Origin of the sequence: Enterobacter cloacae complex sp. SHL012, assembly GCF_049237505.1 — a bacterium.
GTDB classification, from domain to species: domain Bacteria; phylum Pseudomonadota; class Gammaproteobacteria; order Enterobacterales; family Enterobacteriaceae; genus Enterobacter; species Enterobacter kobei.
This window is the reverse complement of the sequence record NZ_JBMKIZ010000003.1, coordinates 567040-593012: the sequence shown is the minus strand read 5'-3', so window position 1 is coordinate 593012 and position 25973 is coordinate 567040. Positions and strand designations below refer to the sequence as shown.

Below are 25973 nucleotides of genomic sequence, written 5' to 3'. Positions count from 1 at the left end.
AAAGCCCGCGATGAACAAAGAAATTTTGGCTGTTGTTGAAGCCGTCTCCAACGAGAAATCACTGCCGCGTGAGAAGATTTTCGAAGCGCTGGAAAGTGCACTGGCTACAGCAACCAAGAAAAAATACGAACAAGAGATCGATGTTCGCGTAGAAATCGATCGTAAAAGCGGTGACTTCGATACATTCCGTCGTTGGGTAATTGTTGAAGAAGTGACCCAGCCGACCAAAGAGATCACGCTGGAAGCGGCACGTTTTGAAGACGAAAGTCTGAACGTGGGTGACTACGTTGAAGATCAGATTGAATCTGTCACCTTTGACCGTATCACTACCCAGACCGCGAAACAGGTTATCGTGCAGAAAGTGCGCGAAGCCGAGCGCGCACTGGTGGTTGACCAGTTCCGCGATCAGGAAGGCGAAATCATTACCGGCGTGGTGAAGAAAGTAAACCGCGACAACATCTCTCTGGAGATCAAATCCGAAGGGATGCCGGGTAACGCTGAAGCGGTGATCCTGCGTGAAGACATGCTGCCGCGTGAAAACTTCCGCCCGGGCGACCGTATCCGTGGTGTGCTGTACGCCGTGCGTCCTGAAGCGCGTGGTGCTCAACTGTTCGTGACCCGTTCTAAACCGGAAATGCTGGTTGAACTGTTCCGTATCGAAGTACCGGAAATCGGTGAAGAAGTCATCGAAATCAAAGCGGCGGCTCGCGATCCGGGCTCCCGTGCGAAAATTGCGGTGAAAACGAACGACAAGCGTATCGACCCGGTCGGTGCTTGCGTTGGTATGCGTGGTGCGCGTGTTCAGGCGGTGTCTACCGAGCTGGGTGGCGAACGTATTGATATCGTTCTGTGGGATGATAACCCGGCGCAATTCGTGATCAACGCAATGGCTCCGGCAGATGTGGCGTCTATCGTTGTTGACGAAGACAAACACACCATGGATATCGCTGTTGAAGCGGGCAACCTGGCGCAGGCGATTGGCCGTAACGGTCAGAACGTACGTCTGGCGTCACAGCTGAGCGGCTGGGAACTCAACGTAATGACCGTTGACGACCTGCAGGCCAAGCATCAGGCTGAAGCCCATGCGGCGATCGATACCTTCACCAAATACCTCGACATTGACGAAGATTTCGCCACTGTTCTGGTTGAGGAAGGTTTCTCTACGCTGGAAGAACTGGCCTATGTGCCAATGAAAGAGCTGCTGGAAATTGACGGTCTGGATGAACCAACCGTTGAAGCCCTGCGTGAACGCGCTAAAAACGCACTGACCACCCTGGCACTGGCTCAGGAAGAAAGCCTTGGCGATAAGAAGCCGGCTGATGACCTGCTGAATCTGGAAGGTCTTGATCGTGCGATTGCGTTCAAGCTGGCTGCCCGTGGTGTTTGTACGCTGGAAGATCTCGCTGAGCAAGGCGTTGATGACCTGGCTGATATCGAAGGTTTAACCGACGAGAAAGCCGGCGAACTCATCATGGCCGCACGTAATATTTGCTGGTTCGGCGACGAAGCGTAATAAACTGTAGCAGGAAGGAACAGCATGACTGATGTAACTGTAAAATCGCTGGCTGCTGAGATTCAGACCTCCGTGGACCGCCTGGTACAGCAATTTGCTGATGCAGGGATCCCGAAGTCCGCTGATGACTCGGTGACCGCGCAAGAAAAACAAACCTTGTTAACGCACCTGAACCGTGAGCACGGTTCTACGCCTGACAAGTTAACGCTGCAGCGCAAAACGCGCAGCACGTTGAATATTCCTGGTACCGGTGGCAAAAGTAAATCGGTACAAATTGAAGTCCGCAAGACGCGCACCTTTGTAAAACGTGATCCGCAAGAGGCAGAACGCCTTGCCGCGGAAGAGCAGGCACAGCGTGAAGCGGAAGAACAAGCTCAGCGTGAGGCGGAAGCTGCCGCCAAACGCGAGGCAGAATTAAAAGCTGAACGTGAGGCCGCAGAAAAAGCGAAACGCGACGCCAGTGATAAAGTGAAGCGTGACGCTGCGGAAAAAGACAAAGTGAGCAATCAACAGACAGACGAAATGACCAAAACTGCCCAGGCTGAAAAAGCCCGTCGTGAAAATGAAGCTGCCGAACTGAAGCGTAAAGCCGAAGAAGAAGCACGCCGCAAGCTCGAAGAAGAAGCTCGCCGCGTCGCTGAAGAAGCACGCCGTATGGCAGAAGAAAACGAGAAGAACGGTGTGAATACCGTTGAACCGACTGAAGACACCAGCGACTACCACGTCACCACTTCTCAGCACGCACGTCAGGCTGAAGATGACAACGACCGTGAAGTAGAAGGCGGCCGTGGCCGTGGTCGTAATGCAAAAGCTGCGCGTCCGGCGAAGAAAGGTAACAAGCACGCTGAATCCAAAGCCGATCGTGAAGAAGCACGCGCTGCTGTTCGCGGTGGTAAAGGTGGCAAGCGTAAAGGTTCCGCTCTGCAGCAGAGCTTCCAGAAGCCCGCTCAGGCTGTTAACCGTGACGTCGTGATCGGCGAAACCATCACCGTTGGCGAACTGGCGAACAAGATGGCGGTTAAAGGCTCTCAGGTCATCAAAGCGATGATGAAGCTGGGTGCAATGGCGACCATCAACCAGGTTATCGACCAGGAAACCGCGCAGCTGGTTGCCGAAGAGATGGGCCACAAAGTTATCCTGCGTCGTGAAAACGAGCTGGAAGAAGCCGTAATGAGCGACCGTGATACTGGCGCTGCGGCTGAACCGCGTGCACCGGTTGTGACCATTATGGGTCACGTTGACCACGGTAAAACTTCTCTGCTTGACTACATTCGTTCTACGAAAGTTGCCTCTGGCGAAGCGGGTGGTATTACCCAGCACATCGGTGCTTACCACGTAGAAACCGACAACGGTATGATTACCTTCCTGGATACCCCAGGCCACGCAGCGTTTACGTCTATGCGTGCTCGTGGTGCTCAGGCAACGGATATCGTTGTGCTGGTTGTTGCTGCAGACGACGGCGTAATGCCGCAAACCATCGAAGCTATCCAGCACGCGAAAGCGGCGCAGGTGCCTCTGGTTGTTGCAGTCAACAAAATCGATAAGCCAGAAGCCGATCTGGACCGTGTTAAAAACGAACTGTCTCAGTATGGCGTTATGCCGGAAGAGTGGGGCGGTGAAGCACAGTTCATCCCAGTATCTGCTAAAGCGGGTACCGGTATTGACGACCTTCTGAACGCTATCCTGCTGCAGGCTGAAGTTCTGGAGCTGAAAGCCGTGCGTAAAGGTATGGCGAGCGGTGCGGTGATCGAATCCTTCCTGGATAAAGGTCGTGGCCCGGTTGCAACCGTTCTGGTTCGTGAAGGTACCCTGCTTAAGGGCGATATCGTTCTGTGTGGCTTCGAATACGGTCGTGTTCGTGCGATGCGTAACGAACTGGGTCAGGAAGTGCTGGAAGCGGGTCCGTCCATTCCAGTTGAAATCCTCGGTCTGTCCGGTGTGCCGGCTGCCGGTGACGAAGTGACCGTCGTGCGTGACGAGAAGAAAGCGCGTGAAGTGGCACTGTATCGTCAGGGCAAATTCCGTGAAGTTAAACTGGCTCGTCAGCAGAAATCTAAACTCGAGAACATGTTTGCCAACATGACCGAGGGTGAAGTTCACGAAGTGAACGTTGTGCTGAAAGCTGACGTTCAGGGTTCTGTGGAAGCGATCTCCGACTCCTTGCTGAAACTGTCTACCGACGAAGTGAAAGTGAAGATCATCGGTTCTGGCGTAGGTGGTATCACCGAAACCGACGCGACCCTGGCTGCTGCGTCCAACGCCATCCTGGTAGGCTTCAACGTGCGTGCTGATGCTTCTGCTCGCCGCGTGATCGAAGCGGAAAGCCTGGATCTGCGCTACTACTCCGTCATCTATAACCTGATCGACGAAGTGAAAGCGGCGATGAGCGGCATGCTGTCTCCTGAGCTGAAACAGCAGATCATCGGTCTGGCTGAAGTGCGTGACGTGTTCAAATCACCGAAATTCGGTGCGATCGCGGGCTGTATGGTTACCGAAGGTACCATCAAGCGTCACAACCCAATCCGCGTACTGCGTGACAACGTGGTTATCTACGAAGGTGAGCTGGAATCTCTGCGCCGCTTCAAAGATGACGTTAACGAAGTCCGTAACGGCATGGAATGTGGTATCGGTGTGAAGAACTACAACGACGTACGCGTTGGCGATATGATCGAAGTGTTCGAAATCATCGAGATCCAACGCAGCATCGATTAATTGAGATCGTAGGCCGGGTTAGCGAAGCGCCATCCGGCAATTATTTCAAAAGGGGCTTAAGCCCCTTTTTTGTCTGGAGAATTTATTATGGCGAAAGAATTTGGTCGCCCACAGCGCGTGGCGCAGGAAATGCAAAAAGAGATCGCGCTTATCCTGCAACGCGAAATTAAAGACCCTCGCATCGGCGTGATGACCACCGTGTCCGGCGTGGAAATGTCCCGTGACCTGGCCTACGCCAAAGTGTTCGTCACCTTCCTGAACGATCAGGACGAAGTGGCCGTGAAGAACGGCATTAAAGCGCTGCAGGAAGCCTCCGGGTTTATCCGCTCTCTGCTCGGCAAAGCGATGCGTCTGCGTATCGTGCCTGAGCTGACCTTCTTCTACGACAACTCGCTGGTAGAAGGTATGCGCATGTCCAATCTGGTGACCAGCGTGGTGAAACATGACGACGAACGTCGTGTTAACCCGACGGACGACAGCAAGGAGGACTAATGAGTCGTCCTCGTCGTCGTGGTCGCGACGTGCATGGCGTGCTGCTGCTGGACAAACCGCAGGGGGCATCCAGCAACGACGTGCTGCAAAAAGTGAAGCGTCTTTATAACGCCAACCGGGCGGGCCACACCGGCGCGCTCGATCCGCTGGCGACCGGTATGCTGCCGATCTGCCTGGGAGAGGCGACAAAGTTTTCCCAGTATCTGCTCGACTCCGATAAGCGTTACCGCGTTATCGCGAAGCTCGGCCAGCGCACGGATACCTCCGACGCGGATGGCCAGGTCGTGGAAGAACGTCCGGTGACCTTCAGTGCTGAACAGCTTGACGCTGCGCTGGAGAGCTTCCGCGGGGACACGATGCAGGTGCCGTCGATGTATTCCGCCCTGAAATACCAGGGCAAGAAACTCTACGAATATGCGCGTCAGGGCATTGACGTTCCGCGCGAAGCCCGTCCGATAACCGTGTATGAGCTGCTCTTTATTCGCCACGAAGGTGATGAACTGGAGCTGGAAGTGCACTGTTCCAAAGGGACGTACATTCGTACCATCATCGACGACCTCGGTGAAAAACTGGGCTGCGGTGCGCATGTTATCTACCTGCGCCGTCTGGCGGTGAGTAAGTACCCGGTTGAGCGGATGGTGACGCTTGAGCACCTGCGCGAGCTGGTTGAACAGGCGGAAGTACAGGGGATCGCGCCAGCAGCGTTGCTGGATCCCTTGCTGATGCCAATGGACAGTCCGGCAGCGGACTTCCCGGTGGTTAATCTTCCTTTAACATCGTCCGTTTACTTTAAGAACGGCAACCCGGTTCGCACGGCGGAAGCTCCGCTGGAAGGGCTGGTGCGCGTGACCGAAGGTGACGACGGTAAGTTTATCGGCATGGGCGAAATGGATGGCGAAGGGCGCGTTGCGCCGCGTCGTCTGGTCGTCGAATATCCGGTCGACGCGTGACGGTGATAACGCCTCATCTTGCGATAAGCAGGGGAGACGAGTAGAATATTGCCGCTTAACGCCTGGTAAATTGTTTAACAATCTGCGAGGCGTACATGGGGTCGCTGAATTAGAGATCGGCACCCTTACATTCTTTATACTTTGGAGTTTTAAAATGTCTCTAAGCGTTGAAGCTAAAGCTAAAATCGTTTCTGAGTTTGGTCGTGGTACTAACGACAGCGGTTCTACCGAAGTTCAGGTTGCTCTGCTGACTGCACAGATTAACCACCTGCAGGGTCACTTTGCAGAGCACAAAAAAGATCACCACAGCCGTCGTGGTCTGCTGCGTATGGTTTCTCAGCGTCGTAAACTGCTCGACTACCTGAAACGTAAAGATGTTGCACGTTACACCGCGCTGATCGAGCGTCTGGGTCTGCGTCGCTAAGTCTTGCGAGTTTCAGAAAAGGGGGCCTGATGGCCCCTTTTTTCAACCAGACGGCAGCAATTCACTGGAAACTATTGTATTGTTGCTATAAATGATCTTCATTGCAGAGGTTCGCGCGGCTAATGAGAGGCTTCACCCATGGGGGTGTCGGTTGTCATTAGTCGCGAGGATGCGAAGAAGGTCGGGTTAAATCGACAGCACGCCGGTGGTGTGCTGTCATACATTTAAGAAAGGACAGAATTTTGCTGAATCCGATCGTTCGTAAATTCCAGTATGGTCAACATACCGTCACGCTGGAAACCGGCATGATGGCACGTCAGGCTACTGCTGCCGTTATGGTAAGCATGGATGACACCGCGGTGTTCGTCACCGTAGTGGGCCAGAAAAAAGCTAAACCAGGTCAGGACTTCTTCCCGCTGACCGTTAACTACCAGGAGCGTACCTACGCTGCCGGTAAAATCCCTGGTGGTTTCTTCCGTCGTGAAGGCCGTCCAAGCGAAGGCGAAACTCTGATCGCGCGTCTGATTGACCGCCCGGTTCGTCCGCTGTTCCCGGAAGGCTTCGTTAACGAAGTACAGGTTATCGCAACCGTAGTTTCCGTTAACCCACAGGTTAACCCGGACATCGTTGCGATGATCGGTGCATCTGCTGCCCTGTCACTGTCTGGTATTCCATTCAATGGCCCAATCGGTGCCGCGCGCGTGGGTTACATCAATGACCAGTACGTGCTGAACCCAACTCAGGAAGAGCTGAAAGAAAGTAAGCTGGACCTGGTTGTTGCCGGTACTGAAGCGGCGGTTCTGATGGTTGAATCCGAAGCAGAACTGCTGAGCGAAGACCAGATGCTGGGCGCAGTGGTCTTCGGCCACGATCAGCAGCAGATCGTTATCCAGAACATCAACGACCTGGTGAAAGAAGCCGGTAAGCCACGTTGGGACTGGCAGCCAGAAGCAGCAAACGACGCGCTGAACGCACGTGTTGCGGCACTGGCAGAGTCTCGTCTGAGCGACGCGTACCGCATCACCGACAAACAGGAGCGCTATGCTCAGGTTGATGTGATCAAATCTGAAGTGACCGCGACCCTGGTTGCTGAAGACGAAACGCTGGACGCTAACGAAATTGGCGAAATCCTGCACGCTATCGAGAAAAACGTTGTTCGTAGCCGCGTACTGGCCGGCGAGCCGCGTATTGATGGCCGTGAAAAAGACATGATCCGTGGTCTGGATGTGCGTACTGGCGTACTGCCACGTACTCACGGTTCCGCACTGTTTACCCGTGGTGAAACGCAGGCCCTGGTCACCGCGACCCTGGGTACCGCTCGTGACGCACAGATCATCGACGAACTGATGGGCGAGCGCACTGACAACTTCCTGTTCCACTACAACTTCCCTCCGTACTCCGTAGGGGAAACCGGCATGGTTGGCTCGCCGAAGCGTCGTGAAATTGGTCACGGTCGTCTGGCGAAGCGCGGCGTGCTGGCCGTGATGCCAGAAGCTGACAAATTCCCGTACACCGTTCGTGTGGTGTCTGAAATCACCGAATCTAACGGTTCTTCTTCCATGGCTTCCGTATGTGGTGCTTCTCTGGCACTGATGGATGCTGGCGTGCCGATCAAAGCCGCTGTTGCAGGTATCGCAATGGGCCTGGTGAAAGAAGGTGACAACTTCGTTGTTCTGTCTGACATTCTGGGTGACGAAGATCACCTCGGCGATATGGACTTCAAAGTGGCGGGTTCCCGCGACGGTATCTCTGCACTGCAGATGGATATCAAAATTGAAGGTATCACCAAAGAGATCATGCAGGTTGCTCTGAACCAGGCTAAAGGTGCGCGTCTGCACATCCTGGGCGTGATGGAACAGGCGATTAACGCGCCGCGTGGCGACATTTCTCAGTTCGCTCCACGTATCCACACCATCAAGATCAATCCAGACAAGATCAAAGATGTTATCGGTAAGGGCGGTTCCGTAATCCGTGCGCTGACCGAAGAGACGGGCACCACCATCGAAATCGAAGATGACGGTACTGTGAAGATCGCAGCAACCGACGGCGAGAAAGCGAAATTCGCTATCCGTCGTATCGAAGAGATCACCGCTGAAATCGAAGTGGGCCGTATCTACAACGGTAAAGTGACCCGTATCGTTGACTTTGGCGCGTTCGTTGCCATCGGTGGCGGTAAAGAAGGTCTGGTTCACATCTCTCAGATCGCTGACAAGCGCGTTGAGAAAGTGACCGATTACCTGCAGATGGGTCAGGAAGTACCGGTTAAAGTTCTGGAAGTTGACCGCCAGGGCCGTATCCGTCTGAGCATTAAAGAAGCAACCGAGCAGTCTCAGCCTGCTGCGGCACCGGAAACTCCGGCTGCTGAACAGCAAGGCGAGTAAGGTTGCCATTTGCCCTCCGCATTGCGGAGGGCCTGGTATCAGGCAGGACGCCTTGTTAAGCCGCCGGGGGACAGGACGTTCATCCAATAGTTGTCTTCGGGAGTGGGAAATGAAGCCTTTTTTGCGCTGGTGTTTCGTTGCGACAGCTTTAACGCTGGCAGGATGCAGCAACTCTGCCTGGCGTAAGAGCGAAGTCCTCGCAGTGCCATTGCAACCGACTTTGCAGCAGGAAGTGATTCTGGCACGCATGGAACAAATTCTTGCCAGTCGGGCTTTAACCGATGACGAACGCGCACAGCTTTTATATGAGCGCGGAGTGTTGTATGATAGTCTCGGTCTGAGGGCATTGGCGCGAAATGATTTTTCACAAGCGCTGGCTATCCGACCTGATATGCCTGAAGTATTCAATTACTTAGGCATTTATTTAACGCAGGCAGGCAATTTTGATGCTGCCTATGAAGCGTTTGATTCTGTACTTGAGCTTGATCCAACTTACAACTACGCGCACTTGAATCGCGGTATCGCATTGTACTACGGCGGTCGTGATAAGTTAGCGCAAGATGATCTGCTGGCGTTTTATCAAGACGATCCTAATGATCCTTTCCGTAGCCTGTGGCTTTACATCGTTGAGCAGAAGCTCGATGAGAAGCAGGCAAAAGAGGCCCTGAAACAGCGCTTCGATAAATCGGACAAGGAACAGTGGGGATGGAACATTGTCGAGTTCTACCTGGGCAACATTAGCGAAGCAACGCTGATGGAACGCCTCAAGGCGGACGCAACGGATAACACCTCGCTCGCTGAGCATCTCAGTGAAACCAACTTCTATTTAGGTAAGTACTACCTAAGTCTGGGGGATAAGGACAGCGCTACGGCACTGTTCAAATTAGCGGTTGCTAACAACGTACACAACTTCGTTGAGCACCGTTATGCATTGTTGGAATTATCGCTCTTGGGCCAGGAGCAAGACGACCTGGCAGAATCGGACCAGCAATAGCTGACGACATAAACATCAGCCCGTAATCTTTTGATTGCCATCACCTTAACTGGTGAGGGCGTTGTTGTTCGTCAATACACCTACTTTGAGCCGGTTCACACTTTTCAATGAAAATTGCTAATCATTTTCACGATGAGCTAAGTAGACTGGCCGCCATTAATATCGAGGCACTTGTACTACATGGCTGAATTCGAAACCACTTTTGCAGATCTGGGCCTGAAGGCTCCTATCCTTGAAGCCCTTAACGATCTGGGTTACGAAAAACCATCTCCGATCCAGGCTGAGTGTATCCCACACCTGCTTTCTGGTCGTGACGTGCTGGGCATGGCCCAGACTGGTAGCGGTAAAACTGCAGCGTTCTCGCTGCCGCTGCTGAACAACATCGATCCGGACCTGCGTGCACCGCAGATCCTTGTCCTGGCTCCAACCCGTGAACTGGCTGTTCAGGTTGCTGAAGCCATGACGGAATTCTCTAAACATATGCGCGGCGTAAACGTGGTAGCCCTTTACGGTGGCCAGCGTTATGACGTGCAGTTACGCGCCCTGCGCCAGGGCCCACAGATTGTTGTCGGTACGCCGGGCCGTCTGCTGGATCACCTGAAGCGCGGTACGCTGGATCTCTCTAAACTGAGCGGTCTGGTACTGGACGAAGCAGATGAAATGCTGCGTATGGGCTTCATCGAAGACGTCGAAACCATCATGGCGCAGATCCCAGAAGGTCATCAGACCGCGCTGTTCTCTGCTACCATGCCAGAAGCGATTCGTCGTATCACCAAACGCTTCATGAAAGATCCTCAGGAAGTGCGTATTCAGTCCAGCGTCACCACTCGCCCGGACATCAGCCAGAGCTACTGGTCTGTGTACGGCATGCGCAAAAACGAAGCGCTGGTACGTTTCCTGGAAGCGGAAGATTTTGATGCGGCGATTATCTTCGTGCGTACCAAAAACGCGACCCTGGAAGTGGCTGAAGCGCTGGAGCGTAACGGCTACAACAGCGCAGCACTGAACGGTGACATGAACCAGGCTCTGCGTGAGCAGACGCTGGAGCGCCTGAAAGACGGTCGTCTGGATATCCTGATTGCAACCGACGTGGCAGCACGTGGTCTGGACGTTGAGCGTATCAGCCTGGTTGTTAACTACGACATCCCGATGGATTCCGAGTCTTACGTTCACCGTATCGGCCGTACCGGTCGTGCGGGTCGTGCGGGCCGTGCGCTGCTGTTCGTTGAGAACCGCGAGCGTCGTCTGCTGCGTAACATCGAACGCACCATGAAGCTGACTATTCCAGAAGCTGAACTGCCAAACGCAGAACTGCTGGGCAAACGCCGTCTGGAAAAATTCGCCGCGAAAGTACAGCAGCAGCTGGAAAGCAGCGATCTGGATCAGTACCGTGCACTGCTGTCGCAGATTCAGCCTACGGCTGAAGGCGAAGAGCTGGACATGGAAACCCTGGCTGCGGCACTGCTGAAAATGGCGCAGGGCGAACGTACTCTGATCGTGCCACCTGATGCGCCAATGCGTCCTAAGCGTGAATTCCGTGACCGTGACGATCGCTTTGAACGTCGTGGCGACCGTAACGATCGTGGCCCACGTGGTGACCGTCCAGAGCGTGGTGGTGAAGACCGTCCACGTCGTGAACGCCGTGAAGCGGGCGATATGGAACTGTACCGCATTGAAGTGGGCCGTGATGATGGTGTTGAAGTTCGTCACATCGTTGGCGCTATCGCTAACGAAGGCGACATCAGCAGCCGTTACATCGGTAACATCAAGCTGTTCGCATCCCACTCTACCATCGAGCTGCCAAAAGGTATGCCGGGCGAAGTACTGCAGCACTTTACTCGCACCCGCATCCTGAACAAGCCGATGAACATGCAGCTGCTGGGCGATGCTCAGCCACGTCCTGACCGTGGCGGCGAACGTCGTGGCGGTGGTCGCAGTTTCGGCGGCGAGCGTCGTGAAGGCGGTCGCACAGAAGGTCGCGGTGGTGAAGGTCGTCGTTTCTCCGGCGAGCGCCGCGAAAACCGTGGCCCACGTCGTGAAGAAGGCACCAGCCGTCGTCGTTTCGGTGACGCGTAAGCCTTACGCTTCTGACGTAAAGTAAAATATACAGCCCCGATAAATGCTATCGGGGCTTTTTTTATTCCCTTTGTACTCTTGTACTGGTACAGTGCGTCACACTAAAATGCAGAACCGCATATTTGACTGGAGAAAAGGCTGTATGGCGACACTAACCACCACCCAAACGTCACCTTCGCTGCTTGGCGGCGTGGTGATCATCGGCGGAACCATTATAGGTGCCGGGATGTTTTCCCTGCCTGTGGTCATGTCCGGTGCGTGGTTCTTCTGGTCGCTGGCGGCGCTGGTCTTTACCTGGTTCTGTATGCTCCATTCCGGGCTGATGATCCTTGAGGCGAACCTCAACTACCGCATTGGCTCCAGCTTCGACACCATCACCAAAGATCTGCTGGGCAAGGGCTGGAACCTGGTCAACGGGCTTTCCATCGCGTTTGTGCTCTACATTCTGACCTACGCGTACATTTCCGCGAGCGGTTCGATACTGCACCACACCTTTGCTGAGATGTCGCTAAACGTTCCGGCGCGTCTGGCGGGTCTGTGTTTTGCTCTGGGCGTGGCCTTTATCGTCTGGATGAGTACCAAAGCGGTGAGCCGCATGACGGCGATTGTGTTGGGTGCAAAGGTCATCACCTTCTTCCTGACCTTCGGTAGCCTGCTGGGGCACGTCACGCCCGCCACGCTGTTTAATGTCGCGGAAGCGAATACTTCCTACACCCCGTATCTGCTGATGACGCTGCCGTTCTGTCTGGCATCGTTTGGCTACCACGGTAACGTGCCGAGCCTGATGAAGTACTACGGCAAAGATCCACGCACCATCGTGAAGTGTCTGGTCTACGGTACGCTGCTGGCGCTGGGGCTGTATGTGATTTGGCTGCTGGGGACGATGGGCAACATCCCGCGTCCAGAGTTTATCGGCATTGCGCAGAAAGGCGGTAACATTGATGTGCTGGTTCAAGCGTTGAGCGGCGTGCTGAACAGCCGTAGCCTGGATCTGCTGCTGGTGATCTTCTCCAACTTTGCCGTGGCGAGCTCTTTCCTCGGCGTGACGCTGGGTCTGTTTGACTACCTGGCGGATCTGTTTGGCTTTGATGATTCCGCGATGGGACGTTTCAAAACGGCGCTGCTGACGTTCCTGCCGCCCGTTGCGGGGGGGCTGCTGTGGCCGAACGGTTTCCTGTACGCCATCGGCTATGCGGGTCTGGCGGCAACCATTTGGGCGGCAATTGTGCCGGCGCTGCTGGCGCGTAAATCACGTAAACGCTTCGGTAGCCCTAAATTCCGCGTCTGGGGTGGCAAACCGATGATTGCACTGATCCTGGTATTTGGGGTGGGTAACGCGGTGGTTCACGTGCTGTCGAGCTTTAATCTGTTGCCGGTATACCAGTAAAACGTGCGGCTTGCCCCCTCACCCCGACCCTCTCCCAAAGGGAGAGGGAGCAAAGCAAAAAACTACCCCACCAACTCCTCTTTCACCTGCATCGCTAAATCAAACGAATGCAAACGCGCCTGGTGATCGAAAATCTGGCCGTTAACCATAATCTCATCCGCCTGCGTTTCACGCAGCACCGCTTCCAGACCGTGCCGCACTTTCGCTTTATCCCCCACCAGCGACATGCTCAGCGCCTGCTGCACGCCATACTGCTCAGAGGCAGACCACAGCTGATGCATATTCTCCACTGGCGGTGGAAGTTGCCCGGTCTCACCGCGGCGCAGCTTCACAAACGCCTGCTGCATGGAGGTAAACAGGAATTCAGCATCGCGATTACTGTCGGCGGCAATGATGTTAATACACACCATCGCGTACGGTTTCTCCAGACGTTCAGACGGTTTAAAGTTCGTACGATAGAGATGCAGAGCCTGATGCAGCATATCCGGTGCGAAATGCGAGGCAAACGCAAACGGCAGACCCAGCTGCGCGGCAAGCTGCGCGCTATAAAGACTCGAACCCAGCAGCCACACCGGGATCTTCTCGCCGTAGCCCGGCACCGGGCGCACGTGTGGGTTCGGATCGCGCGCGTCAAACCAGTCAACCAGTTCAGCCACATCGCGCGGGAAGTTGTCGATATCGCCGCTCATATGGCGACGCAGGGCGCGCATGGTCGGCTGGTCGCTACCCGGCGCACGACCCAGCCCCAAATCAATACGGCCAGGATAGAGGGTATTCAGCGTGCCAAACTGCTCGGCAATCACCAGCGGGGCGTGGTTCGGCAGCATCACGCCACCGGAGCCCAGGTGCAATGTCGTTGTGTTCGCCGCCAGATAACCAATCAGAACCGAGGTGGCGGCGCTGGCAATGCCAACCATGTTGTGGTGCTCGGCCAGCCAGTAGCGATGGTAGCCACGCTTTTCAGCCAGTTGAGCCAGATCGAGAGAATGCGAAAAGGCTTCTCTGGCCGAGGAGCCTTGTGGGATCGGCGCCAGGTCCAGCACCGAAAACGGAAGGGTTTTGTCAGTCATAACAGCTCACTTTGTCGACGGTCAATCTTTAATACTGCATTAAAAAATGATAACCGTTGTTAACAAAGTGAGCCTTTTTTAGGCCTGCAGTTCCAGCCCGGCCAGGCGTTTCCAGTAACCATTACAGTCGCTGTTTGCCGTTAGCGGCAGCGGAGCTGCGCCGGTTTCATTTGCGCGGAAGGCGTCCAGCATCGTGAACACGCCGGTATCCAGAGGGGATAAGCGCACCATGTCCACCAGGCCGTCCATTGACGCCAGTTCGTTGCCCAGGTTATAGACATAGCCGCTCATGGTCTGGATCCCGTTCAGGACAAACACCTGCTGATTTTCCTGGGATAGCACGCTGCGCCCGTTCGGGTACTTGATGCAGCAGGTTTCACACTCGTCTTTCGGGCGATCTTCCGAACGCGCGGTAAAGCAGCGCGCGGAATAAGCCAGCGGAAGATGGCCGTAGCTCAGCACTTCCACTTCAAACTGATTGCGAATGCCGAGATCGTCACACTGCGTCAGCAGGTTTACCAGCCAGTCGCGGGAGAGTTCCACCGGCATACACCAGCGCGTCATTCCCTGTTTGAGCAGCAGGCGCAGCGTGACGGCGTTATAGCAGTTTAATGCATGACCCGCGACGAACGGTAACTTACGTTCGGCGCACATGTTCACTACGCCCAGGTCGCTCGCTTCCAGCAGGAATTCACCGTTTTCAACGTAGCGTTTCAGTTCACCCAGTTCGGACGAGGCTTGCACCAGCGCGAGCGTCGAGAGCACCACCTGTTTACCGCTTCCGGCGAGACTTTTCGCCATCTCCAGCCAGTCGCCCACTTTGGTGGCGCGGCGCTTGCTGCACACGGCTTCACCGAGATAAATCACATCAGCGCTGCTGGTGGCGGCCTGTTGGTAAAAATCTTCCAGCGTCTCTTTTGGCCAGTAGTAGAGCACCGGTCCTAATGAATATTTCATGGTTATCTCACTGCCATTTACGGTGATACGCGCCAAGCGTCGTTTGCGTGCCTTCGGACATAGAACCGAGCGTCTCCATCCAGGCTGCCTGCGGAGCATAGTTTTGCGGGTCCGCCATGCAGCGGTCGATAGCCTGACGCCAGACTTTCGCCACCTGGCTCACATAGGCCGGGCTACGCTGGCGACCTTCAATTTTTACCGAGGCAATATTCGCCGCCAGCAGTTCCGGCAGCAGCTCCAGCGTGTTGAGGCTGGTAGGCTCTTCCAGCGCGTGGTAGCGCTCACCGTCAACCAGATATCGGCCTTTGCATAACGTTGGATAACCCGCGTTTTCGCCGTCCTGATAGCGGTCAATCAACACTTCATTCAGGCGTGATTCCAGCCCCTGCGGGGTTTGTTGCCAGCGGACAAAGCGGGCAGGAGAGCAGGCCCCAACGGTATTGGGTGATTCACCGGTTAAATAAGAAGAAAGGTAGCAACGGCCTTCGGCCATGATGCACAGGCTGCCAAAGGCAAAAACTTCCAGCGGCACTGGCGTGACGCGCGCGAGTTGCTTAACCTGATGAATGGAGAGCACGCGGGGCAGCACCACGCGAGCGACGTCAAAGTGTTGATGATAAAAACGCACGGCCTCTTCATTCGTGGCTGATGCCTGAACAGAGACGTGGCGCTCAATATGCGGATAGCGTTCTGCCGCATACTCAAGCATGGCGAGGTCGGCCAGGATTAACGCATCGGCACCCAGCTGTGCGGCCATATCTACCGCGCGCTGCCAGCGGGCATAGCCGTCAGGATGCGCAAAGGTATTAATGGCAATATGCAGTTTGCGGCGGTGCTGGTGAACGAAGTTAACGGCTTCCTGAAGCTTTTTCTCCGTAAAGTTGAGGCCAGCAAAATGGCGGGCGTTGGTATCATCTTTCAGCCCGATATAGACCGCATCGGCCCCATTTTCGATGGCCGCCTTAAGCGCCGGTAGGTTACCGGCAGGGCAGAGCAGCTCCATAAATTATCCTGATGTAGTCGATCGCAAAATTGTTAACGAGCTGGGATTTTAATTAACCCCTGGGCGACAATTTTTGATTTAAGGCAGCTAATGGCGTATTGATGACACCAATAATGAGCGTCACCGGACGACGGTTTGTTGATTTACGCCGCTATGTTGTGCGTCGGATATGGCAAAATAACGGGATTATTGCTATCAGGGAGTAAAGCTCGTGCTGGATAAACTGCGTTCACGTCTCGTACAATTCGGTCCATCAATGCTGAGCGTGCCGGTGAAACTGGCGCCGTTCGCGCTAAAACGTCAGGTGCTCGAGCAGGTCCTGAGCTGGCAATTCCGCCAGGCGCTGCAGGACGGCGAGCTGGAGTTTCTGGAAGGCCGCTGGCTGAGCATTGAGGTGCGTGACATCGGGCTGCGCTGGTTTACCTCGGTTGAGAATGATCAACTCATTGTGCGTGAGTCCGCCGAGGCGGATGTGAGCTTTAGCGCCAGTGCCAGCGATCTGCTGATGATCGCCGCGCGTAAACAGGATCCGGATACGTTATTCTTCCAGCGCCGTCTGGTCATTGAAGGCGATACGGAGCTGGGTCTGTACGTGAAAAATTTAATGGATGCCATTGAGCTGGAGCAGATGCCGAAAGCGCTGCGCGTGATGCTGATGCAAATGGCAGATTTCGTTGAGGCTGGGCTGAAAACCCCGCCTGACAGTAAACACACTTCAGTAGGTGAGCCATGCTGATTCGAGTCGAAATTGGGATTGATGCACCGGGTATCGATGCGTTGTTACGCCGCGCTTTTGAGAGCGATGCGGAGGCCCAACTGGTCCACGATCTCCGTGAAGACGGCCTGATTACTTTAGGGCTGGTAGCCACCGATGACGAAGGTCAGGTTGTTGGCTATGTTGCCTTCAGCCCGGTAATTGTTCAGGGCGAAGATCTGCAGTGGGTAGGCATGGCACCGCTGGCGGTCGATGAGAACTATCGCGGCCAGGGCCTGGCGCGCCAGCTGGTGTATGAAGGGCTGGACTCGCTGAATGAGTTTGGCTATGCCGCCGTGGTCACGCTGGGCGATCCGGCATTTTATGGCCGCTTAGGCTTCGAGCAGGCCGCGCATTACGATCTGCGCTGCCGCTGGCCGGGTACCGAATCCGCCTTCCAGGTACATCGCCTGGCGGATGATGCCCTGAATGGTGTGAGTGGCCTGGTTGATTACCACGATCACTTCAATCGTTTCTGAGCAGGCTTTCGCGTAGCGCCTCAAAGGAGCCGTCTCCGGTAACGAGGCGCTCTTTCTGGCGCTTCGTCAGCTGTTTAATTCGGTATTCCAGCCTGAGCGCCAGCGACCTGTCGCCGACGGCGGCGTAAAAAGCCAGCTGAAGTTCACCTTTCCCCCGCAGCGCTTTTGCCCCTTTCCCCGTTTGATGTTGTAAAAAACGCCGCGCCACATCGGTAGTGATCCCGGTGTAGAGTGCGTTATCAGCGGTTCGGACGAGATAGAGAAACCAGCACACGGTAAACAGATTCAGTATGTTAAGGTGAACGCACCATAGCATGAGAGAGAGCGAAAATGGAAACACTGGCAGCCATTAACCGCTGGCTGGCGAAGCAGCATGTCGTCACCTGGTGCGTCTGTAAAGACGAAGAGATGTGGTGCGCGAACGCCTTTTATTACTACGATCCCGAGCGCGTAGCCTTCTATGTCATGAGCGAAGACAAAACGCGGCATGCGCAAATGACCGGCCAGCAGGCGAAGGTGGCGGGTACGGTAAATGGCCAGCCCAAAACGGTCGCGTTGATCCGTGGCGTGCAGTTCAAGGGAGAGATCCGTCGGCTGGAGGGAGAAGAGAGCGACGCGCGCCGTAAGCACTACACGCGCCGCTTCCCGGTTGCCGCTGCGCTAAAAGCCCCGGTGTGGGAAATCCGCCTCGATGAGCTGAAATTTACCGACAACACGCTGGGCTTTGGCAAGAAGCTTCACTGGCTACGCGCCGAGCAGGCGTAGCGCTTCCCGGTTAAACGCCGGAAGATCGTCCGGGGTCCGGCTGGTGATCAACTGGTCTTTGTCGTTGACCACTTCCTGATCGTAAAACTCAGCCCCCGCATTTTTCAGATCGATCACGATCGGTTTCACCGCCGTCAGCTTACGTCCTCGGACCACGTCGGCGCTGATCAGCAGCTGCGGGCCGTGACAGATAGCAAAGACCGGTTTTCCGGTAGCGACAAAGTCACGTGTGAAAGTGACGAAACGCTCGTCCCCGCGCAGGGAATCCGGTGAATGGCCGCCGGGTAACAGCAGGGCGTCGAAATCAGACGGGCTGACGTTATCGATGGTTTCGTCGATGGTCACGCTGGCTTCGCCCTTATGGCCTTTCACCGTTTTGCCCGCTTCTTTCTCAATGGTAATGACCTCATGGCCCGCCTTGCGGAATGCCTCAGCAGGAGAGGTGAATTCTGAATCTTCAAACTCGTCGGTAATCAAGACTGCGATTTTCTTGCCCATGCTTCCTCCGTTGTTTTGTCTTCAGACTGATTTTTCTCCGCTTGTGGTAAATACTTACCTGTAACAGACTTCTAAGTGTGGTCGACCACGCTGAGTTCGCAAACGGACAATTCTGTAAAGGGGATACGATGAGCCAGGTACTGATTACGGGCGCAACCGGGCTGGTCGGCGGGCATCTGCTGCGGCTGCTGATCCAGGATCGCCATATTAACTATATCGCCGCACCGATGCGTCGACCGCTGCTGGATATCTCCGGCGTCTTTAACCCGCACGACCCGCAGCTCACTGACGCGCTGGCGCAGGTGCAGGACCCGATTGATATCGCCTTTTGCTGCCTCGGTACGACGCGGCGTGAGGCGGGCAGTAAAGAAGCCTTTGTCCATGCGGATTACACCCTGGTGGTGGATACCGCACTGACGGCGAAAAAATTGGGGGCAAAGCATTTTCTGGTGGTCAGTTCGCACGGCGCGAGCACCGGCTCGCCGTTTTTTTACAACCAGGTGAAGGGCAAGATGGAAGAGGCGCTGATTGCCCAGAAGTGGGAATATCTGACCATTGTGCGGCCTTCCATGCTGATGGGGCACCGCGATGAACGGCGCTTTAACGAGTCTGTTTTCGCTCCGCTGTTTCGCATCCTGCCGGGTAACTGGAAGTCCATTGAGGCGCGGGATGTCGCGCAGGCGATGCTGAAAGAGGCGCTGGCACCGTCGCAGGAAGGGGTCAATATCATCCCTTCGGCAAAACTGCGTGAAATCGCGCAGGGCGAGGCGTAAACTTCTCCGGCTTATTCAATAACACTCTCCGGGGAATGGTATGACTGGTCAGTCTTCATCTCAGGCGGCGACACCTGTCCAATGGTGGAAGCCCGCACTCTTCTTTCTCGTGGTCATCATTGGCCTCTGGTATGTGAAATGGCAGCCGTACTATGGCAAGGCCTTCACCGCCGCCGAAACGCACAGCATTGGTAAATCGATACTCGCGCAGGCGGATGCCAGCCCGCTTAAGGCGGCGTGGGATTACGCCATGGTCTACTTCCTTGCTGTCTGGAAAGCTGCGGTATTAGGCGTCTTGTTAGGGTCGCTGATTCAGGTACTTATTCCGCGAAACTGGCTGGTGAAAACCCTCGGGCAGCCACGCTTTCAGGGCACCTTGCTGGGGACGATTTTCTCTCTGCCGGGCATGATGTGTTCATGCTGTGCAGCCCCTGTGGCCGCAGGAATGCGCCGTCAGCGTGTCTCGATGGGCGGTGCGCTGGCGTTCTGGATGGGCAACCCGCTGCTCAACCCGGCAACGCTGGTGTTTATGGGCTTTGTGCTCGGCTGGCATTTTGCGGCTATCCGCCTGGTTGCCGGGCTGCTGACGGTGCTGGTGGTGGCGACGCTGGTGCAAAATCTGGTGAAAGAGAAAGCGCCAGAGCCCGCTTCTGTTGAGCTGGACATCAGCGAGCCGCAGGGCAGTTTCTTTGCCCGCTGGGGTAAAGCGCTGTGGCAACTTTTCTGGAGCACCATTCCGGTTTATATCCTGGCGGTTCTGGTGCTCGGCGCGGCGCGCGTCTGGCTGTTCCCGCATGCGGATGGCGCGATTGATAACACGCTGATGTGGGTGATTGCGATGGCCGTTGCTGGCTGCCTGTTTGTGATCCCAACGGCGGCTGAAATTCCGATTGTTCAGACCATGATGCTGGCTGGCATGGGCACCGCGCCCGCGCTGGCGCTGCTTATCACCTTGCCGGCCATTAGTTTGCCGTCGCTTGTCATGCTGCGTAAGTCTTTCCCGGCAAAAGCGCTGTGGCTGACAGCGGGGCTGGTAGCGTTAAGTGGGGTGCTGGTGGGAAGCATTGCGCTTCTGTGAAAAAAAGCCCGGTGGCGCTACGCTTACCGGGCCTACAAAAATCCCTTCAAGTGAGGTTTTTTTATTTGATGTAAGTAAACGCGGTGGTGACGTGCTTCACGCCGCTGACCCGGCTGGCGATATCCGCTGCCGCTTTCCCTTCACGGTCGGTAACCAGACCCAGCAGGAACACTTCACCGTTTTCGGTCGTCACTTTTACGTTTGAGGATTTCACCTGATCTGAACCCAGCAGCTGGGAACGGACTTTTGTGGTGATCCAGGTGTCAGACGACGCCGTACCCAGGCTGATTGGCTGGCCCTGACGGATTTCATTGAAGACTTCCGTAGTGCCCTCAACGCCCATGGCGATCTGCTTCGCGCGGCTGGAGAGTTCGGTATTCGGTGACTGACCCGTCAGCAGGACTTTGCCCTGATAAGCCGTCACGTTGATACGCGCTTCTTTCTTAATTTGTTCGTCTTTCGACAGCGCACTGTTGACGCGCAGCTCCAGCGTACCGTCATCCACCTGCGTTCCTACAGAGCGTGGATCGGTCGCCGCTTTGGTGCCTACTGCGGCAGTACCCACGACAGCCGCAGCGATACATCCCTGAAGCAGCAATGCAGACATAAGGACTGCGAGGGTCGATAAAGCCTTCATAAAAACTCCTTAATCATCCTGGTGAGGGAAAAGCGTGTTATCGATCAAATCGCATAAGCAGTTTACCGTGAGCATATGCATCTCCTGAATGCGTGCGCTACGGTGAGACGGAATGCGGATTTCCACATCCTGCGGCCCCAGCAGACCCGCCAGTTCACCACCGTCATAGCCGGTTAAGGCGACGATAGTCATGTCACGGGTGACCGCGGCTTCAACGGCTTTGACAATGTCCCGGCTGTTGCCGCGCGTGGAGATGGCCAGCAGCACATCACCGGCATGCCCCAGGGCGCGCACCTGCTTTGCGTAAATTTCGTCATGCAGACGATCGTTAGCAATCGCTGTTAAGACCACATTATCGGTATTAAGTGCAATGGCAGGTAAACTCGGGCGTTCGGTTTCAAAACGATTAATCATGCTGGCAGCAAAATGCTGTGCGTTGGCGGCTGAGGTACCGTTGCCACAACAGAGGATTTTGTTGCCATTAAGCAGGGATTGCACCAGCGTCATTGCAGCACGAGAGATCGCGTCCGGAAGGGCTTCCGCCGCGGCAATCTGAGTCTGGATGCTTTCTGTGAAGCACACTTTAATTCTTTCGAGCACGTTATCCCTTTTAAATCGTAATTATGCGTCTTCGCCAAAAGCGTTTTTAAGCCATTCGATCTCATTTCCGGTGAAGGCTATCACATCGAACCGGCAATCCACAGTATCAAAACTCCCATTATGGCGGGCAAGCCACAAGTGGGCAGTCTGTAATAATTTATGTTGTTTGGCGAGCGTCACGCTGGCGGCAGCACCGCCAAAACGGGAAGACTGTCGAAAGCGGACTTCTACAAACACAATCACCTGACCCTCTTTCATGATCAGATCAATTTCGCCGCCACGTCCGCGAACGTTAGCGGCGATAAAATGCAGTCCTTTGCCTTCAAGCCAGCGACGCGCTTTTAACTCCCACGCATCGCCGGTCTCTTTACGGCTTAACTGGCCGGGACGATTTGTCCCTGCTGGTATTTGAGCCATGATAACTTCCTGTTGATCACGCAGTCCTGCGTCGCGGTCAGATCGCCGGTGTTGCCGTTAAGCTCAAAGCCCGGTACCTGACGCATCTGGGTAAAGTGGTTCGCCAGCGCCCATGCATCGACTCCCATGGCATACAGACGCGCCAGTGAGTAGTCGTTACGTACGCTGCTCAGCGCCTGCTGCATCAGCGCCGGGTTGCTGCCCGCGAGCATCGGAATTTCACTGTACTGCAGGCCGTCCATTTCCAGACGGAAATCCGGGCCAGCGGTGCCTTGCGCGCTGCGGGAACTGGCATAGAGCGTTGCGCCGCTCTGGCTGCCGTTACGCATCGCAATCATCGGTTTGATAAAGGCGATCTCTTGCGGTGTGGCAACGATATAAGCCGCATCCACTTTTCCACCGCCGCCGATCTGCGCATCGGTAGGTGGGGCAGGGATGGTCAGCCCACCAATGGTCACGCCCTGCTGCTGTGGCAGGCTGGCGGTCACCGGGCTGCCATTAAGCGCGATACCCGATCCGCCGTTTACGCCCGCGCGCAGTTCTGAGACGGAACCGAATTTCTGCTGCAGCACGATACCGCCGCCCAGCTTCTGCCACTCATCGGCGAAGGCATTCGCTACGCGATCGCCCAGCGTACTGCGCGGGATGAGCAACAGTGGAGCCTGTTTACCCTGCTCGTGGATATGACGTGCCGCATCGCGAGCTTCGTCTTCCGGAGAGAGCGCGAAGTAGCAAATATTGGCCCGGTTCTGAACCTGCTCCGGCTGGTTGAGCGCCAGCACGTTTAGCGTGGTATTGCTCTTCATCAGCTCTTCCACGTTGTTTTTCAACAGCGGACCGACAACGATGCTCGCCCCGTCCTGTTGCACCTGAGCCAGTACCTGGTCAAGCGGCTGCGAACTGGTGTCGTAAATTTTCAGTTCGGTGCCAAGATTAGCGCTGGTGGTCGCCACGGCCTGCGGCTGCGCGGCAGGGGGAGTGGTTGGTTGTGCTGGCTGTTGTTGAGTTTGTTCTGTTGATGCCTCAGGCGCTGCAGGGGAAGCAGGTGTCTCCACTGGCGCCTGTGTTGCTGGTGCTGCAGCAGGCGGAGGCGTCGTCGGTGCGGTCACCGGGTTTTGCATCGTGCCTTGCGCCGGGGTTTGCGCCGTGGTCAGATCGCTGGTCTCGGCGGCGGAAGGGCTGACAACATCGTTCACGTTGGCCGCCTGTGCTGCCTGCACCGGCACCGCGCTGCCCGTCACCGGCATAGTGCCGTTTTTCGCCGCTTCAAAGCCCTGTTGAATCGTACGGCCAAACACCGCCGCCTGACCATTCAGCGGCAGAAGCAGTGCAATTTTGCTGGTCGATGCTGGCTTAAAGTTCTGCACGTTCACCAGCTGGGTTGGCAGCATTTTGGCGCCCGGGTTTTGCGGGTAGCGAGTCTGCCAGTCGGTAATACCGGCCTTCAGCATCTTAGGGTCGGTGCGGTTGTTAAACCACATCTGTTGGAGATCAAGCCAGCCCTGCAGCACGTTCTCATCCGCGTTGATGACCAGCGCCTTTGCCTGATCCGGGGTCATGGCGGCAAGAGCCTGCCAGGTGGCATCAATATTTTTCTGCTTGTCGGCACCGGCAAGCAGCGGTTCCTGAGCGATAAGCGCGCGGAGCAGCGTCAGGGAAGGACGCCCCTGTTCAGCGGTGATACCCGCCTGCCAGAAGCGTGCCTGCTGGTTTTTATCCAGCGCGCTCAGGTCGATGCTACCCAGGATCTTTTTCGCGCCGTCATACTCTTTCTGCGCGACCTTCAGCTCGGCAGAGAGCAGGCTCTGCTCAAGACGCTGGGTATCGTTAAGATCTTTCGGCAGCTGGCCGAACAGCTCTGCAGCCTGCTGGGTTTTTCCCTCTTTCAGCAGTGCACGAATGGCGAGTAATTGCCAGTTGATCCTGGTATCATTTGAACTCTGCGACATTTGTTGCAGATAAAAGCCAGAATCAGCCTGAGCGGAACCCTCAAGATGGGCGGTGCTCTGGTCAGGTGCCTGGGTGCCGCAGCCTGCAAAGATCAGGGCTGCCAGCAGAAGCGGCACGCTGCGCGTGGCTTTTTTTCGAAGAAACGTTAACGGTACCATACTGTATCCAGTGATTTTTTTACGCAATGCTCAATATTAAATCGGCAATACGGACGAAACAATGAAACAACACGAAACGGCAGATAATTCTCAAGGCCAGCTTTATATTGTACCTACTCCTATCGGGAATTTGTCTGATATTACCCAACGTGCACTCACTGTATTGCAAGCCGTTGATTTAATTGCGGCTGAGGACACTCGTCATACCGGTTTACTGCTGCAGCATTTCGCGATTAACGCCCGTTTGTTTGCCCTGCACGATCACAATGAGCAACAAAAAGCCGACACGCTGGTGGCGAAGCTCAAGGAGGGGCAGAACATTGCGCTGGTCTCCGACGCGGGAACGCCGCTGATTAACGACCCCGGCTACCATCTGGTGCGTACTTGCCGTGAAGCCGGCATTCGCGTTGTGCCCCTGCCGGGACCGTGCGCCGCGATTGCTGCGTTAAGCGCCGCAGGTCTGCCGTCTGACCGTTTCTGCTATGAAGGTTTTCTGCCCGCCAAATCCAAAGGCCGTCGCGACGTCTTAAAAGACCTGGAAGCGGAACCGCGCACCCTGATTTTCTACGAATCCACCCACCGCCTGCTGGAAAGCCTGGACGATATGGTTACCGTCTGGGGTGAGTCCCGCTACGTCGTGCTGGCGCGCGAGCTGACCAAAACCTGGGAAACCATTCACGGCGCACCGGTGGGTGAACTGCTGGCGTGGGTGAAGGAAGACGAAAACCGCCGCAAAGGTGAAATGGTGCTGATTGTCGAAGGGCATAAAGCAGAAGAGGATGCCCTGCCAGCCGATGCGCTGCGCACGCTGGCATTGCTACAGGCCGAATTGCCGCTTAAAAAAGCGGCTGCGCTGGCGGCGGAAATTCACGGCGTGAAGAAGAATGCCCTGTATAAGTACGCGCTGGAGCAGCAGGGGGAGTAAGCCCCAGCCGTCTTTTTGCCGGGCGGCGGCTGCGCCTTACTTTGCCTGCAACTTTATAAAATGTCGGTACAAATGTCGGTACAAATGTCGGAAAAGAAAATTGCGCAGGTCATGCGCTGACCTGCGTTGTTAGCTAAACCGTAATGACCTCAGTGCCCGTTTTGCTCAGCAGATCTTTATCATGTTTTCCGATCCCATCATCCGTAATCACACAATCAATCTTCTCCATTGGCAGTACCTGGTTAAACCCGCGACGATTAAACTTGCTCGCATCGAGTACGGCAATCACTTTATGGGCGGCGGCGGCCATCACGCTGCTGATGGAATAGCCTTCATTGAAGGTGGTGATGCCGTTTGTCGCATCAATACCGTCCGCCCCAACAAACATCAAGTCCGCGCTAATACCTGCAAGCGAACGCTCGGCAATGGTACCGTGCATTGAATGCGTCTTATGGCGTACCGTGCCGCCGCAAACCACCAGCGTAATATCTTTATTTTCCGAAAGAGCAAACGCAGCGGGCAAGCTGTTGGTAATGACGGTAATATTGGCTTTTCTCGACAGGGCTTCGGCTATCAGCATAGTGGTACTGCCGCTGTCTAAAATAATCGTCATTCCTTCTTCGATCAGGGCAGCAGCGGCCTGAGCAATACGTTTTTTCGGGTCGCTTGCCAGCTGGTAACGCTCCTCCAGTATGACTTCCTGATTCTCACTTTCAGCCAGGTTACTGCCTGGTTTTGCTGCGCCTCCATGGAAGCGCGTGACTAAGCCTTTTTCTTCCAGCAGGCGCAGGTCGGTTCGAATGGTCACTTCCGAGATGCCGAACAGGTTAGAAAGATCCTGCACCATCACGCTACCCTGAGCGTTGACGAGGTCAACGATTTTGTTCCTTCGCTCAAATGAGTTCATATTGATTTGCCTGATAATTAACTGTTCCTATTCTAATCGAAGGTATGCGAAAGGTGTAAGGCTATATTCGAAA

26 protein-coding genes are annotated in these 25973 nt (G+C 55.3%); 16 read left to right on the top strand and 10 right to left on the bottom strand.

Translation table 11 applies throughout. The features are described 5' to 3' along the window. Positions 1-10: 10 nt before the first annotated feature. The 10 genes from nusA (at position 11) to mtr (ending at position 12929) form a co-directional block, all read left to right on the top strand. Positions 11-1513, top strand: a complete 1503-nt coding sequence (nusA, locus tag ACOTY9_RS13985; RefSeq protein ID WP_014885374.1) for a transcription termination factor NusA — start codon at positions 11-13, stop codon at positions 1511-1513. 24 nt (positions 1514-1537) lie between these two features. After that, entirely contained in the window at positions 1538-4225 is a 2688-nt protein-coding gene (gene infB, locus ACOTY9_RS13980) for a translation initiation factor IF-2 (RefSeq protein WP_014885373.1), read from the top strand. An 87-nt stretch (positions 4226-4312) separates the two neighbouring features. Continuing rightward, the gene (rbfA, locus tag ACOTY9_RS13975) at positions 4313-4717 is read left to right on the top strand and encodes a 30S ribosome-binding factor RbfA (protein ID WP_348565943.1); all 405 of its coding nucleotides are present in this window, start codon (positions 4313-4315) and stop codon (positions 4715-4717) included. Beyond that, positions 4717-5667 carry a tRNA pseudouridine(55) synthase TruB gene (truB, locus tag ACOTY9_RS13970; protein WP_014885371.1) on the top strand — a complete coding sequence of 317 codons (951 nt, stop codon included), beginning with the start codon at positions 4717-4719 and terminating at the stop codon, positions 5665-5667. The genes rbfA and truB overlap by 1 nt, the downstream gene beginning before the upstream one ends. Positions 5668-5821: 154 nt before the next feature. After that, on the top strand, positions 5822-6091 hold the full coding sequence (gene rpsO / locus ACOTY9_RS13965) for a 30S ribosomal protein S15 (protein ID WP_003861789.1): 270 nt from the start codon (positions 5822-5824) through the stop codon (positions 6089-6091). Positions 6092-6333: 242 nt separating this feature from the next. Next, positions 6334-8472 (top strand): polyribonucleotide nucleotidyltransferase, encoded by a 2139-nt coding sequence (gene pnp / locus ACOTY9_RS13960; protein WP_023331391.1) that lies wholly within the window; start codon positions 6334-6336, stop codon positions 8470-8472. 109 nt (positions 8473-8581) lie between these two features. Beyond that, entirely contained in the window at positions 8582-9466 is an 885-nt protein-coding gene (gene nlpI / locus ACOTY9_RS13955; RefSeq protein ID WP_013098912.1) for a lipoprotein NlpI, read from the top strand. A gap of 107 nt (positions 9467-9573) precedes the next feature. After that, on the top strand, positions 9574-9654 hold the full coding sequence (gene yrbN / locus ACOTY9_RS13950; protein ID WP_097397692.1) for a protein YrbN: 81 nt from the start codon (positions 9574-9576) through the stop codon (positions 9652-9654). Then, complete coding sequence (locus ACOTY9_RS13945; RefSeq protein ID WP_014885369.1) at positions 9647-11542, top strand: DEAD/DEAH family ATP-dependent RNA helicase; 1896 nt, start codon at positions 9647-9649, stop codon at positions 11540-11542. Before yrbN ends, ACOTY9_RS13945 begins: the two co-directional genes overlap by 8 nt. 142 nt (positions 11543-11684) lie before the next feature. Then, entirely contained in the window at positions 11685-12929 is a 1245-nt protein-coding gene (gene mtr, locus ACOTY9_RS13940; RefSeq protein ID WP_045134771.1) for a tryptophan permease, read from the top strand. Between the two features lie 62 nt (positions 12930-12991). Here mtr and ACOTY9_RS13935 read toward each other — a convergent pair whose 3' ends face one another. From ACOTY9_RS13935 to ubiU, 3 genes are all read right to left on the bottom strand, one after another. Continuing rightward, positions 12992-13999 carry a luciferase-like monooxygenase gene (locus tag ACOTY9_RS13935; protein WP_014833426.1) on the bottom strand — a complete coding sequence of 336 codons (1008 nt, stop codon included), beginning with the start codon at positions 13997-13999 and terminating at the stop codon, positions 12992-12994. A gap of 78 nt (positions 14000-14077) precedes the next feature. After that, complete coding sequence (locus ACOTY9_RS13930) at positions 14078-14956, bottom strand: U32 family peptidase (protein WP_014885367.1); 879 nt, start codon at positions 14954-14956, stop codon at positions 14078-14080. A gap of 7 nt (positions 14957-14963) precedes the next feature. After that, positions 14964-15959 (bottom strand): ubiquinone anaerobic biosynthesis protein UbiU, encoded by a 996-nt coding sequence (ubiU, locus tag ACOTY9_RS13925; protein ID WP_014885366.1) that lies wholly within the window; start codon positions 15957-15959, stop codon positions 14964-14966. Between the two features lie 211 nt (positions 15960-16170). Here ubiU and ubiT point away from each other — a divergent pair, with 211 nt between their 5' ends. Together ubiT and ACOTY9_RS13915 are read left to right on the top strand one after the other, a co-directional pair. Then, positions 16171-16695, top strand: a complete 525-nt coding sequence (gene ubiT, locus ACOTY9_RS13920; RefSeq protein ID WP_014885365.1) for a ubiquinone anaerobic biosynthesis accessory factor UbiT — start codon at positions 16171-16173, stop codon at positions 16693-16695. After that, positions 16689-17192, top strand: a complete 504-nt coding sequence (locus ACOTY9_RS13915; protein ID WP_014885364.1) for a GNAT family N-acetyltransferase — start codon at positions 16689-16691, stop codon at positions 17190-17192. Before ubiT ends, ACOTY9_RS13915 begins: the two co-directional genes overlap by 7 nt. Here ACOTY9_RS13915 and ACOTY9_RS13910 read toward each other — a convergent pair. Beyond that, complete coding sequence (locus ACOTY9_RS13910) at positions 17179-17508, bottom strand: GIY-YIG nuclease family protein (RefSeq protein WP_023331388.1); 330 nt, start codon at positions 17506-17508, stop codon at positions 17179-17181. The two genes, ACOTY9_RS13915 and ACOTY9_RS13910, sit on opposite strands and share 14 nt — an antisense overlap. 14 nt (positions 17509-17522) lie before the next feature. On the opposite strand from ACOTY9_RS13910, the gene ACOTY9_RS13905 reads away from it, so the two are divergent. Beyond that, entirely contained in the window at positions 17523-17957 is a 435-nt protein-coding gene (locus ACOTY9_RS13905) for a YhbP family protein (protein ID WP_023331387.1), read from the top strand. Here ACOTY9_RS13905 and ACOTY9_RS13900 read toward each other — a convergent pair. Then, positions 17937-18455, bottom strand: a complete 519-nt coding sequence (locus ACOTY9_RS13900) for a type 1 glutamine amidotransferase domain-containing protein (RefSeq protein ID WP_014885361.1) — start codon at positions 18453-18455, stop codon at positions 17937-17939. The genes ACOTY9_RS13905 and ACOTY9_RS13900 overlap by 21 nt on opposite strands. A 128-nt stretch (positions 18456-18583) precedes the next feature. On the opposite strand from ACOTY9_RS13900, the gene ACOTY9_RS13895 reads away from it, so the two are divergent. Then, positions 18584-19228, top strand: coding sequence for an NAD(P)H-binding protein (locus ACOTY9_RS13895; RefSeq protein ID WP_348565942.1), 645 nt, complete (start codon positions 18584-18586; stop codon positions 19226-19228). 40 nt (positions 19229-19268) lie between these two features. Further along, positions 19269-20306, top strand: coding sequence for a permease (locus ACOTY9_RS13890; protein ID WP_023337853.1), 1038 nt, complete (start codon positions 19269-19271; stop codon positions 20304-20306). A gap of 61 nt (positions 20307-20367) precedes the next feature. Here ACOTY9_RS13890 and dolP read toward each other — a convergent pair whose 3' ends face one another. From dolP to ACOTY9_RS13870, 4 genes are read right to left on the bottom strand one after another with little or no spacing between them, the layout of a single operon-like run. Continuing rightward, entirely contained in the window at positions 20368-20943 is a 576-nt protein-coding gene (gene dolP, locus ACOTY9_RS13885; RefSeq protein ID WP_014171764.1) for a division/outer membrane stress-associated lipid-binding lipoprotein, read from the bottom strand. A 9-nt stretch (positions 20944-20952) separates the two neighbouring features. Further along, positions 20953-21543, bottom strand: coding sequence for a DnaA initiator-associating protein DiaA (diaA, locus tag ACOTY9_RS13880; RefSeq protein ID WP_003861754.1), 591 nt, complete (start codon positions 21541-21543; stop codon positions 20953-20955). Positions 21544-21564: 21 nt separating this feature from the next. Next, positions 21565-21960, bottom strand: a complete 396-nt coding sequence (locus tag ACOTY9_RS13875; protein WP_014885358.1) for a YraN family protein — start codon at positions 21958-21960, stop codon at positions 21565-21567. Next, positions 21918-24068 carry a penicillin-binding protein activator gene (locus tag ACOTY9_RS13870; protein ID WP_348565941.1) on the bottom strand — a complete coding sequence of 717 codons (2151 nt, stop codon included), beginning with the start codon at positions 24066-24068 and terminating at the stop codon, positions 21918-21920. Before ACOTY9_RS13870 ends, ACOTY9_RS13875 begins: the two co-directional genes overlap by 43 nt. A gap of 61 nt (positions 24069-24129) precedes the next feature. On the opposite strand from ACOTY9_RS13870, the gene rsmI reads away from it, so the two are divergent. Beyond that, positions 24130-24993, top strand: coding sequence for a 16S rRNA (cytidine(1402)-2'-O)-methyltransferase (gene rsmI / locus ACOTY9_RS13865; RefSeq protein WP_014885356.1), 864 nt, complete (start codon positions 24130-24132; stop codon positions 24991-24993). A 133-nt stretch (positions 24994-25126) separates the two neighbouring features. Here rsmI and ACOTY9_RS13860 read toward each other — a convergent pair whose 3' ends face one another. Then, on the bottom strand, positions 25127-25900 hold the full coding sequence (locus tag ACOTY9_RS13860; RefSeq protein ID WP_048997416.1) for a DeoR/GlpR family DNA-binding transcription regulator: 774 nt from the start codon (positions 25898-25900) through the stop codon (positions 25127-25129). Positions 25901-25973 lie beyond the last annotated feature (73 nt).